The sequence below is a fragment of the Bradyrhizobium sp. USDA 10063 genome (genome assembly GCF_054063735.1).
Genome location: NZ_JBSSGP010000002.1, coordinates 3370674 through 3385806 on the forward strand (window position 1 = coordinate 3370674; position 15133 = coordinate 3385806).

Annotated in this window: 13 protein-coding genes and 1 pseudogene; 4 read left to right on the forward strand and 10 right to left on the reverse strand. The window is 65.2% G+C overall.

Annotation, left to right across the window (positions count from 1 at the left end; genetic code table 11):
• Nucleotides 1-117 precede the first annotated feature (117 nt).
• Nucleotides 118-1395, forward strand: coding sequence for a FecR domain-containing protein (locus tag ACVJGD_RS18310; protein WP_456635657.1), 1278 nt, complete (start codon nt 118-120; stop codon nt 1393-1395).
• A 15-nt stretch (nt 1396-1410) separates the two neighbouring features.
• On the opposite strand, the gene ACVJGD_RS18315 is transcribed toward ACVJGD_RS18310, so the two are convergent.
• Both ACVJGD_RS18315 and asd read right to left on the reverse strand, forming a co-directional pair.
• Nucleotides 1411-2133 (reverse strand): NUDIX domain-containing protein, encoded by a 723-nt coding sequence (locus ACVJGD_RS18315; protein WP_456635658.1) that lies wholly within the window; start codon nt 2131-2133, stop codon nt 1411-1413.
• Between the two features lie 232 nt (nt 2134-2365).
• Nucleotides 2366-3235, reverse strand: a complete 870-nt coding sequence (gene asd, locus ACVJGD_RS18320; protein ID WP_456635659.1) for an archaetidylserine decarboxylase — start codon at nt 3233-3235, stop codon at nt 2366-2368.
• A 34-nt stretch (nt 3236-3269) separates the two neighbouring features.
• On the opposite strand from asd, the gene ACVJGD_RS18325 reads away from it, so the two are divergent.
• Nucleotides 3270-4934: an aminotransferase class III-fold pyridoxal phosphate-dependent enzyme gene (locus ACVJGD_RS18325; protein WP_456635660.1), complete on the forward strand. Its 1665-nt coding sequence runs from the start codon at nt 3270-3272 to the stop codon at nt 4932-4934.
• A gap of 233 nt (nt 4935-5167) precedes the next feature.
• Here ACVJGD_RS18325 and ACVJGD_RS18330 read toward each other — a convergent pair whose 3' ends face one another.
• The 3 genes and pseudogenes from ACVJGD_RS18330 to ACVJGD_RS18340 form a co-directional block, all read right to left on the reverse strand.
• On the reverse strand, nt 5168-5797 hold the full coding sequence (locus ACVJGD_RS18330; RefSeq protein ID WP_456635661.1) for a hypothetical protein: 630 nt from the start codon (nt 5795-5797) through the stop codon (nt 5168-5170).
• A 280-nt stretch (nt 5798-6077) separates the two neighbouring features.
• A complete protein-coding gene (locus ACVJGD_RS18335) occupies nt 6078-6767 on the reverse strand; it encodes a methyltransferase domain-containing protein (protein WP_456635662.1) in 690 nt (229 codons plus the stop codon).
• A 27-nt stretch (nt 6768-6794) separates the two neighbouring features.
• A pseudogene (locus tag ACVJGD_RS18340) lies at nt 6795-7851 on the reverse strand (glycosyltransferase family 4 protein).
• A gap of 135 nt (nt 7852-7986) precedes the next feature.
• On the opposite strand from ACVJGD_RS18340, the gene ACVJGD_RS18345 reads away from it, so the two are divergent.
• On the forward strand, nt 7987-9387 hold the full coding sequence (locus ACVJGD_RS18345) for a TAXI family TRAP transporter solute-binding subunit (protein WP_456635663.1): 1401 nt from the start codon (nt 7987-7989) through the stop codon (nt 9385-9387).
• Nucleotides 9388-9527: 140 nt separating this feature from the next.
• Here ACVJGD_RS18345 and ACVJGD_RS18350 read toward each other — a convergent pair whose 3' ends face one another.
• The 5 genes from ACVJGD_RS18350 to ACVJGD_RS18370 form a co-directional block, all read right to left on the reverse strand.
• Nucleotides 9528-10235 (reverse strand): ABC transporter ATP-binding protein, encoded by a 708-nt coding sequence (locus ACVJGD_RS18350; protein ID WP_456635664.1) that lies wholly within the window; start codon nt 10233-10235, stop codon nt 9528-9530.
• Nucleotides 10222-10965, reverse strand: coding sequence for an ABC transporter ATP-binding protein (locus ACVJGD_RS18355; RefSeq protein WP_456635665.1), 744 nt, complete (start codon nt 10963-10965; stop codon nt 10222-10224). The genes ACVJGD_RS18350 and ACVJGD_RS18355 overlap by 14 nt, the downstream gene beginning before the upstream one ends.
• Nucleotides 10962-11891: a branched-chain amino acid ABC transporter permease gene (locus ACVJGD_RS18360; RefSeq protein WP_456635666.1), complete on the reverse strand. Its 930-nt coding sequence runs from the start codon at nt 11889-11891 to the stop codon at nt 10962-10964. The genes ACVJGD_RS18355 and ACVJGD_RS18360 overlap by 4 nt, the downstream gene beginning before the upstream one ends.
• Nucleotides 11891-12745: a branched-chain amino acid ABC transporter permease gene (locus tag ACVJGD_RS18365; protein ID WP_456635667.1), complete on the reverse strand. Its 855-nt coding sequence runs from the start codon at nt 12743-12745 to the stop codon at nt 11891-11893. The genes ACVJGD_RS18360 and ACVJGD_RS18365 overlap by 1 nt, the downstream gene beginning before the upstream one ends.
• A gap of 79 nt (nt 12746-12824) precedes the next feature.
• Nucleotides 12825-14039, reverse strand: coding sequence for an ABC transporter substrate-binding protein (locus tag ACVJGD_RS18370; protein WP_456635668.1), 1215 nt, complete (start codon nt 14037-14039; stop codon nt 12825-12827).
• 287 nt (nt 14040-14326) lie between these two features.
• Here ACVJGD_RS18370 and ACVJGD_RS18375 point away from each other — a divergent pair, with 287 nt between their 5' ends.
• On the forward strand, nt 14327-15013 hold the full coding sequence (locus ACVJGD_RS18375) for a L,D-transpeptidase (protein ID WP_456635669.1): 687 nt from the start codon (nt 14327-14329) through the stop codon (nt 15011-15013).
• The last annotated feature ends 120 nt before the right edge of the window (nt 15014-15133 follow it).

Sequence of the window (15133 nt, forward strand, 5' to 3'; positions counted from 1 at the left end):
TTCGCGCTTCGCGCACCTCGGAATGACGGCTGAGAGATGGCGCGCCCATTCATGCGGCGTTCAGCCCGGAGCAGTTGATATCGCGGCCCTCGCCTGTGGTCTCTCCGGGAATCTCTTGTGACGCGGCGCCGCCTTTCCTTCGCGCTCCTGTTTGCGATCGGCTTTTTGTTGAGCGGCCTGGCCAACTCACCGGCCGCAGCCGACGCGATGCGGCTCGCACAGGCGCAGCCTCTGCCGGTTCCTGCCCAAACTCCGGCCGCACCCGCCACGCAGGCTCCCGCATCGCCGGCAGCAAATGCGCAGCGGCCCGCCGCAGAGCCGATCGGCAATGTCGCCGATCTCACCGGCAGCGCCAGCGTCACGCGTAATAACGCGACAACGGCGCTGCAGATCAGGGACGACATCTTTGCCGGCGACATCGTGGAGACGCAGGCCAAGTCGACGCTCGGCATCACCTTCAACGATGCCACGACGTTCAAGCTGTCGGCGAGCGCCAGGATCACGATCGACAACTATGTCTATGACGAAAGCGGCAAAGGCAACGCCGCGCTGTTCGACGTCGCCAAGGGCACGCTTGCCTTCGTCGCGGCCGGCGTCGCCAAGAGCGGCGACATGCGGATCGCGACGCCGACTGCAACGCTCGGCATTCGCGGCACCACCGGTCTGGTCGAGGTGCCCGAGGGCGCGACGGCGACGTCGAACAACGTCGCTATCAAGCTCTATCCGGACGCTGACGGCCGCGTTGGCAGGATCGAGATCAACGACCGCGGCGGTGTGCAGCTCGGCACGCTGACGCGCGGCGCCAGCGGCTTCACGATCCGGCCCGGCGGCGCCGGTGGCGCGCGCTTCACCGCCGTGCCGCTGACGATGTCCGCGCTGCAGATCCAGCGCGACCGCGGCTTCGTCCGCCAGCTCCACAGCACGCAGAATTTCGGCCGGCAGCTCGTCAATGAGCAGCGCGCGTTCCGCCGCGCCAATCCCGGCGTGCCCTACCCGAATCGCGGCCAGCCGTTCCGACCGGGTCCGCAGCGGCAGAATATGTTGCCGGGTCAGCAGCCCGGCGGGCCTGGCCGGCAGGGCTTGCAGCAGCGACCGGGCTCGCCGCAGCAGGCGCGGCCGTCGCGCGCCGACCAGCACACACTGCCCGGACAACCCGGCGGTACGCCGCTGCCACGTGCCGGACAGCAAGGCGTGCCGCGGCAAGGCGCAGAGCCGTCACGCGCGCCGCAGCGAGCTGGGCAACCGCCGTCCATCCGCGAGCGACAACCGCGGCAAGGTGGATTGAGGCAAGCTGCCCCCGGCCTGCAACGGCCCGGATTGCTGAACCGCCCGACGGTGCAACCGCGACGGCAATTTCCATTGAGGGACGGCAGGCGAGAGCGGCGCGGCGATTGAGCGGTTCGCGCCGGCTCAGGCCGCGCGGCGCAGCCAGTCCCTGACGCGGTCGATGAAATTCCTGCGCGGACGGTGGGCGTCGATGACGACAGGTTCGACATCAGGTGCAAACGGCGGCGGGATCTCGCTCTCCGGCGCAGGAGCTGACATCGCGGGCTCCACCGCCTCGGTGGTAGAGAGCGGCTCCTCCTGCGCGATCGGCGCATCGAGATGCGCGGGCTCGGGGGGCACGGTCGCCGGTTCGTTGACCAAAGGCGGCGGCGTGACCACACGACGGGGCCGCCGCGCGGCCGGCTTGGCCGCTTTCCGCCGCGTGGCTCCGCTGAGGGCTGCGGCCTTCAGTGCGATCGGACCGACATTCTCGAGGAACGCACGCTCATGGTCGCGCGACAGCCGTTCGAGCGCATCCTCGAGCGGCAGCCAGTCGACGGCCTTGATGTCGTACATCAATTCGTAGGCCGGCTCGTCGCCCGCTTCCATGCGCCAGTAGTGCACGACCTTGTAGCGACCGCCGGAGTCATAGACGAGCGTGCCCAGGAATTCGTGCACGGACACCTCGTGCCCGGTCTCTTCCAGCACCTCGCGCTCGGCGGCCGCGCGCGGCGTCTCGCCGTCGTCGAGCTTGCCTTTGGGCAGCACCCATTCGTTCCGCTTGCGCAGGCGCACGACCGCGATCAGCGGCGTCGCTCGCCGCCGCAGCACAATGCCTCCCGCCGCCAGAACAGGCGTCCGCGCCATGTATGTTCTCGAATTGCTCGAATGCCGAATCGTATCGGGACGATATAGGGGCTTCTGGCGGCAAAATCGAGATTGGAGCGATGGCTGTTTCAACTGCGGTTTTCGTGACGGGCGAGCCTCTCTGCCCTCATCCCGAGGAGCGCGAAGCGCGTCTCGAGGGATGAGGCCACAGACGGGGCCTCATGGTTCGAGACGCGCTACGCGCTCCTCACCATGAGGGGAGATAGCGAGGCTACGCCGAAGGCTTTCTCAGCAGCGGCTCGCCGGCGCGGATGCGGGTGCCGTCGGCAACATTTTCACAAAACTCGAAATGATCGGGGGCGAGCACGATGATGGTGGAGCCGTGCTCGAACCAGCCGAGCTCATCGCCCTTATGCGCGCCGGCGTCGCAGGGGAACGTGACCGGGCCCCTGGTCTGCGCATTCAGTGTGCGATCAAGGAAATGCAGCCGGATGCTCGCGACCAGGATCGCGGCGACCGGCACCAAGGTCAGCGGCTCGCCGGTGGAAAGACGCGCCTCCAGCACCGCGCGCTCGTTCTTGCAGAACAGGCGCTCGACCCGCTTCAGCGCGATCGGATTGACGTTCCAGACGTCACCATGGATGAAGGCGACGTTCTCGATCCGGCAGTCCGCGGGCGCATGGAACCGGTGATACATGCTCGAGGTCAGCCGCAAGGTGACGAAGCGGCCGTTGCGGTGCTGCTCGACCAGAGCGGGATCACCGAGCAGGTCGAGGAGCGCATAGGGCGCACCCTTGATCTGAAACAGCTTCGTGTCCTCGATCCGCCCATGCGCCCCGATGATCGCGTCCGACGGGCTGGCGATGACCGCGGGATCGGGATCGAACGGGCGCAGCCCGGGGCGGAGCTCTCGCGTGAAACAGTCGTGCAGGCTCTTGAATTCGGTCTTTTTGGCCTCCGACAGGTCAAGGTCGGAGAACAGCCGCCAGCAGGCGATCGAGAGGTTGCGCACCAGGGGGTTCTCGATCTTGGAGAACCAGCCCATGAAGCGGGTCACGGCCGCCCGGGGGATGCGGTTGGTGAGCAGGAAATTCAGGTCCTCCTGCTGGGTTATCGACGAAATCAGGCCGCGGACTGTCATGAATCTGTTAGCTGCCGACGTTAGCGCTTCTGGCATGGATACGTCCCTTCCGATTCTCTCGCTGTCCGCCGCCGCGATTGCCGGCGCCGCCGCAGCTTTCCCCAAGATTGGGGCCCGCCTGGCGCTGTCGCGCGCCAAGCATCGCTCGCTGACCGGACATTCCAAGATGTCCAAGATGGTCGCGCGGCTGGTGCCCCACTACGAATTCGATATCGACAAGTTCTTCGCCGTCGACGGCGCGCCGCGCGAGATCGCGATGCAGCGGCAGGACGGCTTCTTCCGCCTCGCCGGCTTCTACGCCCAGCACTATGCCAAGGGCCGGCAGATGACGGCGGAGGCCGCGCAGCACATCTCCGACCTGCAATTCACCGAGAGCTACCGCGTGCCGTTCCAGTTCAGCCGGCTGGTGCGCGAGCATCTCAACATCAGCGCGTTCATGCAGTCGTCCTCGGGCGTCACCGTCACCGACGTCGATGGCAACGTGTTCTACGACCTCACCGGCTCCTACGGCGTCAACATCTTCGGCAACGACTTCTACAAGGAGTGCATCGCCGACGGTGAGAAACGCGCGCATGCCCTGGGTCCCGTGCTCGGCCCGTACCACCCTGTCATCATCGACAACGTCAAGCGGCTCTGCGAGATCTCGGGCCTCGACGAAGTCTCGTTCCATATGTCCGGCACCGAAGCGGTGATGCAGGCGGTGCGGCTGGCGCGCTACCACACCCGCCGCACGCATCTCGTCCGCTTCGCCGGCGCCTATCACGGCTGGTGGGGCGACGTGCAGCCCGGCGTCGGCAATCCCGTTTCGCCGCACGAGACCTACACGCTGGCCGACATGTCGGAAAAGACCTTGCACGTGTTGCGCACGCGGCGCGACATCGCCTGCGTGCTGGTCAATCCGCTGCAGGCGCTGCATCCGAATGCCAACGCGCCCGGCGATTCCGCGCTGGTCGACAGTTCCCGCGGCGCCAAGTTCGATCGCGCCGCCTATACCGAATGGTTGAAGAAGCTGCGCGAGGTGTGCACCGAGCGCGGCATCGTGCTGATCTTCGACGAGGTGTTCGTCGGCTTCCGCATCGCCGCCGGCGGCGCCCAGGAATATTTCGGCGTGCGCGCCGACATGGTCACCTACGGCAAGAGCCTCGCTGGCGGCCTGCCGGTCGGCGTGGTCTGCGGCCGCAAGGACCTGATGCGGCGCTTCCGTGATGATCGGCCCGCCGACATCTGCTTCGCTCGCGGCACCTTCAATTCGCACCCTTACGTGATGACGGCGATGGACGAGTTCCTGAGCCGGCTCGCCAGCCCGAATTTCCGCTCGGTCTATAACGGGCTGGACGAGACCTGGAACGGGCGCGCCAAGCAGCTCAACGACCGGCTGACCACCGCGGGACTTCCGGTCCGCGTCGCCAATCTCTCGTCGATATGGACCGTCCATTATACCGAGCCGTCCCGCTACAACTGGATGCTGCAATACTATCTGCGCGCCGAAGGGCTGGCGCTGAGCTGGGTCGGCACCGGGCGCCTGATCTTCGGCCTGAACACCAGCGACGCCGATTTCGCCGAGGTCGCCGATCGCGTCATAGCCGCCGGCGAGAAGATGAAGCGTGACGGCTGGTGGTGGCAGAAGCCCGGGGTCACCAACAAGGACATCAAGCGGCAGATCCTGAAGGAGATGCTCGCCGGGAAGTTCAGGCGCTAGGCGCTCTCGTTTCCCACTCAACCCTCTCTCCGTCATTCCGGGGCGATGCGAAAGCATCGAGCCCGGAATCCATTTCGCCACCGTCACCGCGGCCCGATGGATTCCGGGCTCGCGCTCCGCGCGCCCCGGAATGACGGGGGCTGAGACAATAACCGAGCCTGAGACGAGGATGCCCGGGACGAGCCCGGGCATGACGCAAGTGAACACAGCGAAGTCGATCTGCTGGCACGAGCTCAGGCGTGCTTCTCTTCCAGCTCGCCGGCGAGGTGCAGGCCCGGATCGATCAGCTCACCCTTGAGCAGCGCCAGCGGCGCCTTGTGATAGAGCTTCAGGTCGTGGAAGGGATCGGTGATGATCTTGGTCATCCAGACCAGGCCGGTCTCGACGTCGCGGATGAAGAACAGGTGCACGGTGCGGAACAGCAGCCCGCCGATGCCGACCGCGAGCCAGATCTTGGCGACCTGACGGGTGAAGTCGGCCAGCGTCTCCCACGGCGCGAACAGGCCGAACAGGGTCGGATCGGCGAGGAGCACCAGCGGCGACAAGGCCCAGATCGCCATCAGCACGACCTTGCGCTGCAGGTTGTAGCCGACCTTGATCTCTTCCTTGTGCTCATGCGTGGCTTGGTTGATGTGGTCGTAACCGCGCGGCTCGAAGAAGAAGTGACCGGCCTGACGCGAGGTCATCGAAACCAGCCAGCCGACCAGCGCCGAGATCGCCGGATCGAAGAACAGCATCACATAGGCGAACAGGAAGCTCAGGGCGCTGACGAAGTGCAGGCTCTGATTGATCCGGCTGTGATGATAGAAGCGGTGGTCGTCCCAGCGCTGGGTACGCAGTTCCTGCAGAAAATTCTTGATCATTCTTTCCCCCACGAGGATTTCGGGACGTGCTTACAGAGATTCGATGTACGGCGTGTGACATCATCATAATGACATATGACGGTGTGCAGCGACGCGGTGACGCAATGGGAGACCGTCTCCCCTCATCAAGGACTGACTGTCTCCCCTCATCCTGAGGAGCGCGGAACGCGCGTCTCGAAGGATGAGGCCGGCGGCGAGGCCTCATGGTTCTCCAGGCGAAGCGAAGCTTCGTCCGGAGACGGCGCTGCGCGCCTCCTCACCATGAGGGGCGAGACAAGACCTACGCGGCCTTGGCCACCTCGGCCTTGCGGAAGCGGACCAGCGAGAAATGGCCGAGCGGCGGGATCAGGCGACGCTCCGCCAGCTCGATGCCGTTGGCGCCGGCAAGCCACTTGGTGTAGCGCGACCAGGCGAACTCGGCGGTGCGGAAGCCGAGCGGACGCACGACCGGCTGCAGCTTCTGCTCGATGAAGCGGCGCATGCCGGCATCGGCACTGACGCGGGTCAGGATGATGAGCTCACCGCCCGGGCGCAGCACGCGCGCGAATTCATCGAGCGCAGCTTCCGGGTTAGGCACGGCGGTGACGACATATTGCGCCATCACCACGTCGAACGAGTTGTCGGGGAATTCGAGCTTCTCGGCGTCCATCACCGCGAGCCCCTCGACATTCTTCAGCCCGAGTTCGGCGACGCGCTTCTTCGCCTTCTCCAGCATCGCTTCCGAAATATCGGTGCCGAAGATGCGGACATGCGGGGCATAGAGCGGCAGCGAGATGCCGGTGCCGACGCCGACCTCGAGCACACGGCCGCCGATCTTGTTGGTGGCCTGGATCGCCGCAGCCCGGCCCTTCCTGAACACGCCGCCGAACACGAGGTCGTAGACCGGAGCCCAGCGGTCATAAGCCTGCTCGACCGTCTCGCGATCGAAATCCAACTGGCTGCTTCCGTCGAGTTTGATGATTTCTGCCATCGTTAGCTTGCCTTCTCGTCTTGAAGATTAACCCTGCACCGCGCTCTGGCCGGCGACGCGGCGCGCCGGGCGCAGCGCCCGGCTCGGCTGCAGCGCGGAGAGATTGCCGATGAATTGCCGTGCACTGTTCTCCCAGGAACGCTGCAGCGCGAAGTTCCGGCAGTCCTGGCGCGACATCGTGAGCGCGCGCAGGCAGGCGCTGCGCAAATCGTCATCGATCGCGCCGATCGGATGATCCGATATCACGTCTTTCGGACCAGTGACCGGAAACGCTGCAACCGGCGTGCCGCAGGCCAACGCTTCGAGCTGAACCACGCCAAACGTGTCGGTGAGACTCGGGAACACGAACACGTCGGCAGCAGCCAGATGCGAGGTGAGGTCCTGCCCGGTCTTCTCGCCGAGAAAGGCGGCGCTTGGATATTTCCGCTCGAGCTCCGCCTTCTGCGGCCCGTCACCGATCACGACCTTGGTGCCCGGCAGATCCAGCGACAGGAACGCTTCGAGGTTCTTCTCCACCGCCACGCGGCCCATGGCCATGAAGATCGGCCGCGGCAGATCCAGCTTGGCCGGATGATCGGGATTGAACAGTTCGGTATCGACGCCGCGCGTCCAGAAGCCGAGCTTGCGAAAGCCGCGTTCGGCCAGTTCCTGGCGGAGGCGAGGGTGTCGCGACCATCGTCATGGCACCGGCGGCATGGAAGCGGCGCAGGATCCAGTAGCCGACGCTGGCCGGAAGCCCCGTGCGGACCGAGACGTATTCCGGAAAGCGCGTCGTGTAGGAGGTCGTGAAAGCGAGCTTGCGGCGCAGGCAACAGCCGCGCACCGCCCAGCCGATCGGGCCTTCGGTCGCGATATGGATCGCCTCCGGCTCCGCCGCCTCGATCCGCCGCGCGATCTCGCGCCGGTTCGGCAGCGCCATGCGCAGGCCGGGATAGGTCGGCACGCCCAGGGAAGGAAACCCTTCCGGTGTCAGGAAAGTGATCTCGGCGCCGAGCGCCGCCGCGCTACGCTGCAGCGATGTCAGCGTGCGCACCACGCCATTGACCTGCGGATGCCAGGCGTCGGTTGCAACTAAGATCCGCATCTCGAAAACCCGAAGCGTTAATGATTCTTCGGGCCAGAAGTTCTGACATAGATATTTCAGGCGTATGACGTCATCGATATGTAAGGAAGGTTTTCGGGCAGCTCCCCCTGCTTTTTCGGCTAACATGACAGAACGATGTCAGAGACGAGCGAAGATCAGGCTCCAAAGCGGCCGCGGCGGAAGCGAAAAAACTACTCGCTGCTGATCCTCGCGGCCGGCCTCTTCCTGTTCGGCGTCGCCGCCGGCACGCTCTATTATTTCCTGCGGCCCGTGACGCTGACGATCGCGGTCGCCCCTCCCGGCAGCGAGGACCAGAAGCTGATCCAGGCGCTGGCGCAGACCTTTGCCCGCGATCAAAGCCCGGTGCGCCTGTCACCGGTGGTGACGGAAAACGCCGCTGAAAGCATTGCGGCATTGACGAGTTCGAAAGCAGACATGGCGGTGGCGCGCGCTGACCTCAACCTGCCCGCCAACGCCGATGCGGTCGCGATCCTGCGCAAGAATGTCGTGGTGCTGTGGGCGCCTTCCGGCCTGCGCGCGAAGGGATCGAGGCGAGCGCCGACGCCAAAGATCAAGAGCATCGACGATCTCGACGGCCATCGCATCGGCGTCATCGGGCGGACAGACGCCAACGTCACGTTGCTGCGCGTGATCCTGAGCGAGTCCGGCGTCAACCCCGACAAGGTCGCGGTGACGCAATTCGCCATCAACCAGACCGCCGAAATGGCGCGCGATATGACGCTCGACGCCTACATGGCGGTCGGTCCGCTCGACAGCAAGATCACCGCGGGCGCGATCGCCGCGACGGCCGCCGCACGCGGCGAGCCGAAATTCCTGCCGATCGACGTCTCCGAGGCGATCGCCGCAAAGCATCCGCTCTATGAATCGGCCGAGATCGCGGGCAGCATCTTTTCATCCTCGCCGGCCTGGCCCGACGACAAGGTCGAGACCGTCAGCGTCGACCATCTCATCGTCGCGCTGCATTCGTTCTCGGACACTGCGATCGGGAGTTTCGTCCGCCAGCTCTTCAATGTGCGCCAGGAGCTTGCGCGCGACGTGCCGGCGGCGGCGAACATCGAGAAACCCGACACCGACAAGGACGCGGCACTGCCGGCGCATCCGGGCGCAGCCGCCTATATCGACGGCACCGAGCGCACCTTCATGGATAAATACAGCGACTATATCTGGTTCGCGATCCTGGGCCTGTCGGGCCTGGGATCGGTCGGCGCCTGGCTGCGGCATGCGTGGCGCCGCGACGAGCGCGACCGCTATCTGGACCACCGCGACAGCCTGCTCGAATTGATCGCCAGGGTGCGGCAGGCGGAGACGCCGGACGCGCTGGCTGCGATGCAGAGCGAGGCCGACGGCGTGCTGCGCGAGGCGCTCGACTGCTACGACGACGGCGCGATCGAGGAAGGCGACCTCTCCGCGATCGGGCTCGCGCTCGACCAGCTCCACCACGCCGTCGCCGACCGCCGCGCCATGCTCGGCATCGCGCCGCCCGATGCGCCGCGGATGCGCGCGATGCCGGGTTAGTCTAGCGCAGCTTCCTCACCTCTCCCGCTTGCGGGAGAGGTCGGCGCATAGCGCCGGGTGAGGGCTCTCTCCACTCGGGGAGTCCCGATGCGGAGACACCCTCATCCCGGCCCTCTCCCGCAAGCGGGAGAGGGAGCCGCTCAAACACCCAGATAGACCTGCCGGATATATTCGTCGCCGGCGAGTTCCTTCGCGCGGCCTTCGCGCACGGTGCGGCCGTGCTCGAGCACATAGACACGGTCGGCGATGCGCAAGGTTGCGGTGGCGTCCTGCTCGACGATCAGGATCGCGGTGCCGTCCTTCCTGATCTTCTCGATGGCGTCGAAGATCAGGCCCTTCAGCCGCGGCGCGATGCCGACGGAGGGTTCATCGAGCAGCAGCAATTCGGGGCGGCCCATCATGGCGCGGCCGATCGCCACCATCTGCTGCTCGCCGCCCGACAGCGTGCTCGACTGCTGCTGCTGGCGCTCCTTCAACACCGGGAACAGCGCGAACACGCGTTCGAGGTCCTCGGCGATCTCGGCCTTGTTGCTGCGGAGATAGGCGCCGAGCTGCAGGTTCTTCAGCACAGACAATTCCGGGAACAGCCGCCGCCCTTCCGGGCAGTGGCAGATGCCGCGGGCGACGACGTCGTAGGGCGGCAGCCGCTCCAGCGTCTCGCCCTTGAATTTCAGCGTGCCGGTCGACTGAATCGCGCGCGAGATCGCTTTCAGGAGCGTGGTCTTGCCGGCGCCGTTCGGGCCGAGCACGCCGACCAGTTCGCCCTTGTCGACGGTGACGCTGACCTGCTCGACGGCGAGCGCCTTGCCGTAGCGCACGCTGAGATCCGCGACTTCAAGCAGAGGCATGCGCGGCCTCCGTCTTCCCGATATAGGCCTCGATCACGCGAGGGTCGCGCACGATCTCGGCCGGCGGCGCGATCGCGATGATCTCGCCGAAATCGATTGCGATCACGCGCGAGACCAGCGCCATGAACTCGCGCAGCTTGTGCTCGATCAAGAGGATCGTCAGCTTCTGCTCGCGGTGCAATCGCCTGATCAGTTGCGCCAGCGGCTCGATCTCGCTGCTGCCGAGCCCCGCGAAGGGTTCGTCGAGCAGCAACAGGTTCGGCTTGGTCGCAAGCGCACGCGCGATCTCCAGCCGCCGGAGGTCGCCATAGGGCAGCGTCTCGACCGGCTCGCGCGCCTTGGCGCCGAGGCCGACCTGGTCGAGCAGCTCCTGCGCACGCGCCTCCTTGTCGTGCGCGTCGCGCGCGCGCGGCGACAGGCAGGCGACGACGACATTTTCCAGCACCGTCATGCCGAGGAAGGGCCGCGTGAGCTGGAAGGTGCGGGCGACGCCGCGGTTGACGATCTTGTGCGGCGCCAGCCCGCGAAGCTCCTGCCCCTCGAACAGGACGCTGCCGGTGTCAGCGGCGATGAAGCCGGTGAGCAGGTTGAACAGCGTGGTCTTGCCGGCGCCGTTCGGTCCGAGAATGCCGGTGAGCTCGCCAGGCTCGAGCGAGAAGCTGACGTTCTTCGTTGCCGTGAGGCCGCCGAAGCGCTTGGAGAGGTCCTTCACTTCAAGAATGGCGCTCATCGGAAGCGCTCCGTCAGCCGCCGCCACAGCGGCGCGATCAGCCCGTTGGGCAGGAAGAACAGGATCAGCATCAAGGTCAGCGTATAGACCCAGAGCCGGTATTCGCCGAACGTGCGTAGCAGCTCGGTCAAGAGCGTCAGCATGATCGCGCCTAAAGCCGGACCATAGATCGAGCCGATGCCGCCGACATAGACCATGATGATCACCGTGATCGACACCACCACCGAGAACAGCGGCGGGCTCACCTGCAACTGGTAGTGCGCGTACAGCGCGCCGCCGAGGCCGGCAAAGGCCGCGCTGATCGTCAATGAGGCGATCTTGTAGAAGGTGACGTTGATGCCTGCGGCCTGGCAGGTCGCCTCGTCGCCACGGATCGCACGGAGCAGCAGCCCCCAATGCGATTGCGCCAGCGCGGTGAGGATTGCGACCGCGGCGACCAGGATCGCCAGCACGAACCAGTAGTAATGCAGCGGCGACTGGATCAGCGGATCGAGGCCGTAGAGCCCTTCCTCGCCGCCGCTATACTCCCAGAAGATCAGGCAGAGCCGCTGCATGATCGCGGAAGCCGACAGCATGGCGAGCGCGAAATACGGCCCGCGCAGCCGCAGCGTCGGGAAGCCGACGATCAGGCTGAAGGCGACCGCGACCACCACCGCCGTCGGCAGGCTGTACCAGGGATTGGCGTACCAGACGGTGGCGAGGAAGCCCGCGGTGTAGGCGCCCGCGCCGATGAACAGCGAGTGGCCGAAGTTCTCACGCCCGGTGAGCCCGGACATGAAGTCCCAGCTCGCCGCCCAGATCGCGTAGATCACGCAGACGGTGAGGACGCCGGTGAAGTAGTTGCTGTTGAGCAGCACCGGCGCGAGCGCCAGCAGCGCCACGATGACGACGGCGCCGGAAAGGTCGACGATGGAAAGCTGTTTCATCAGAACGCCGCCCGCCGGCCGAGCAATCCGGACGGCTTGATCATCAACGTTATGACGACGGCAACCAGCGACACCAGTTCGGTCCAGGAGGACGAAATGAGATAGGCGACGATGGTCTCGGAATAGCCGAGCAGGAGCGCGGCCAGGATGCTGCCGGGGATCGATCCGAGCCCGCCGACGATGACGATGGCGAACGCCTTCACCATCGGCAGCAATCCCATGGTCGGCTGGACCGTGAGGAACGGCGACACCAGCACGCCCGCGAGCGCCGCGGTGCCGGCCGAGATCGCCATCACGACCGAGAAGATGCGGTTGGTGGGAATGCCCATATATTGCGCGGCCTCCGGATCCTGCGACACCGCGAGGATGGCAGCCCCAAGCCGCGTGCGCTGGATGAACAGCCACAGCAGGAGAAGCACCAGCACGCCTGCGATCAGAGCAAGCAGGCGCTGCCCGCCGATGTCGACGCCGCCGATGGAGATCTTCTCCGCCACGAAGGACGGCACGTTGCGGTATTCGGAACCGAAGGTGATGAACAGCCCCTGTTCGACCGCGAGCGACACCGAGAGCGTGATCATCAAGACCGCGAGCTGCGAATAGCGCAGCGGGCGGACCAGGAAACGCTCCATCAGCACGCCGAACAGCGCGACCAAGAGCACCGCGAGCGGCGCCGCGATGAACAATGGCCACTGCAACAGGCTGGTGAAGACATAGGCCGCATAGGCGCCGAGCGCGTAGAACGCGCCATGCGCGAGGTTGAGAATCCGCGCCACACCGAAGATCAGCGTGAAGCCGACCGCGAGCATGGCGTAGATCGCGCTCGACACCGCGCCATAGATCAGAATTTCAAGCATGCTATCCCTGTCGAACGTCGCGAGTCGGGGCGACCGGCCACACCAAAGCGGGCCGGCCGCCCAGCGAAAACAGACGCGATCAGTTGCTCATCCAGGGCGGAGCGATCATCTTGCCGGTGGCCGATTCCTTCGGCCAGACCACGACGCGCTCGCCATTCGGCTGCCACTGCACGAACAGCAGATTCTGCAGACCTGGACCGGCCTTGACGTCGTGCAACTCGTCGAACACCAGCTTGCCGGCGATGCCGACATGGTCAGTCTTCTCGAGTTCCTTGATGACGGCGTCGGCTTCGGTCGACTTGGCGCGGGCGACCGCATCGGCATAGACGTAGACCGCGTCATAGGCGCCGATGCCCGTGTAAACAGGCGCGGTGCCGTAGCGTTTCACGAACTCATCCCAGAACGGAATGGTTTTCGGCGTCAGCGGCGCGCGGATCGCGAACATACCGACCGTCTCGCTGTTGGCCTTGCCGCCAACGCGAGTGAAGAAGTCAGCATCCTGGCTCTTGACGTCGATGCCGCCGATCGGGATCGGCACCTGCGCATCATGCCACTGCTTGACGAACACGTCCGAAGAAGCGTGCGACAGGATCACGATCAGGTACTGCGCGCCGCTGTCCTTGACCTTGGCGAACAGTGGCGAGAAGTCCGCGGTCGACGTGTCGAAGAATTCCGCGAGCTTCACCTCGGTGCCGCCGTCGATCGCGCCCTTCTTGAGGATCGGCACCAGATCCTGCACCCATTTCGCGTTCTCGCCGACGATCGCGATCTTGGTGTACTTCATGTCGCCCTTGAGCTTGCCGTTGATGAAGTCGACAAGCGCGCGGGCCTGGTGCGCCGCGTTAACCGGGAAGGCCCGGAATATATATTTGTAATTGTCGTAGTCGGCCTTCACCTTCGCGGTGATCGCGGGCGATGCTGCGCCGACGCCGATATAGATGGTCTTGGCGCGGGAGATGTGCGGCAATTGCGCCAGCGTGACGCCAGAGGTGTAGCCGCCGATCAGGACGTCGACCTTGTCGTCGGCGGTGAGCTTCTTGATCGCGGCGATCCCCTGCTCGGGGTTCTCGGTCTCGTCGGCAACGACGATCTCGAGCTTGCGGCCGAGAACGCCGCCCTTGGCATTGATCTCGTCGGCGGCCAGTTTCGCCGCATTCTGGGTGTCACGCCCGACCTGGAGCTGGATGGAGGTCGGCACACCTATACGGATGGGCTGCTGGGCTAAAGCGGTTTGGGCGGAAATACCGAGACCGAGAATGCTCGCGGCTGCGAGCCATTTCAAGAATGGCTTCATTTTTAAACTCCCTGCCGCAACAGGCCTTTTCTGCCTGATGCGTTTGTTTTTCTTCTAATTGCACCAACACTTTGCCCGCTGCGCAAACGGCGAGTCAAGGACGTAGGTTGGGCAGCCCGGCGCAGCGACGAAATGCAGCGACGAAATCTTAACGAAACAATTCCTTACCCCCACGAAACCATTTTGGCGATTTCGTGCAAACGTCCCGAAACGCTTGACCTGTACTGGATTGCGTCAACGACGCGCCACAAACGGCGCAACAGGGCGTAGTCAGACAGGGGTCGACAATGTTTAATTCCATTAAGCGAAACGCGCGTCTTGCCGCCGCCGCTTTGGGCGCGCTGGCGATTGGCACTATTGGCTTTTCCGCATCGAGCGCGGCCGCGCCGCTACCGTTCTTCCCGTTCATCATGACGCCGCCGACCGAAGCCGCCCCGCCGCCTTCGGTCGAGGCTCAGCCGCCGCAGGGTCAGGACCGGTTCGAGCTGCCCGCGCGCCTGCGCCGCCAGGTGGTCAATTACGCGACGCGCGAGGCGCCCGGCACGATCATCATCGATACCCCGCACACTTATCTCTATTATGTGCTCGGCAACGGCCAGGCGATCCGCTATGGCATCGGCGTCGGCCGCGATGGTTTCACCTGGTCCGGCGTCCAGACCGTCACCAGGAAGGCGGAATGGCCGGATTGGACCCCGCCGCCGGAAATGATTGCCCGCCAGCCCTATCTGCCGCGCCACATGGCCGGCGGCCCCGGCAACCCGCTCGGCGCCCGCGCCATGTATCTCGGCGGCACCGTCTATCGCATCCACGGCACCAACGCCCCGGAGACGATCGGCACCCACGTTTCGTCCGGCTGCCTCAGGCTGACCAACGAAGACGTGATCGACCTCTATTCCCGGGTCAACGTCGGAACCAAGGTGATCGTGCTGCCGATGACCGACCGTCGCGCCGATCTCGGTACGACGGTCCGCTGATCGCACAAGAGCGAATTCGAAAGCGGCTCCGGTACCCGCCGGAGCCGTTTCGTTTTTGCGATAGCCACGGTGGTCGCGCTCCCTCTCCCGCTTGCGGGAGAGGGTTGGGGTGAGGGTGTG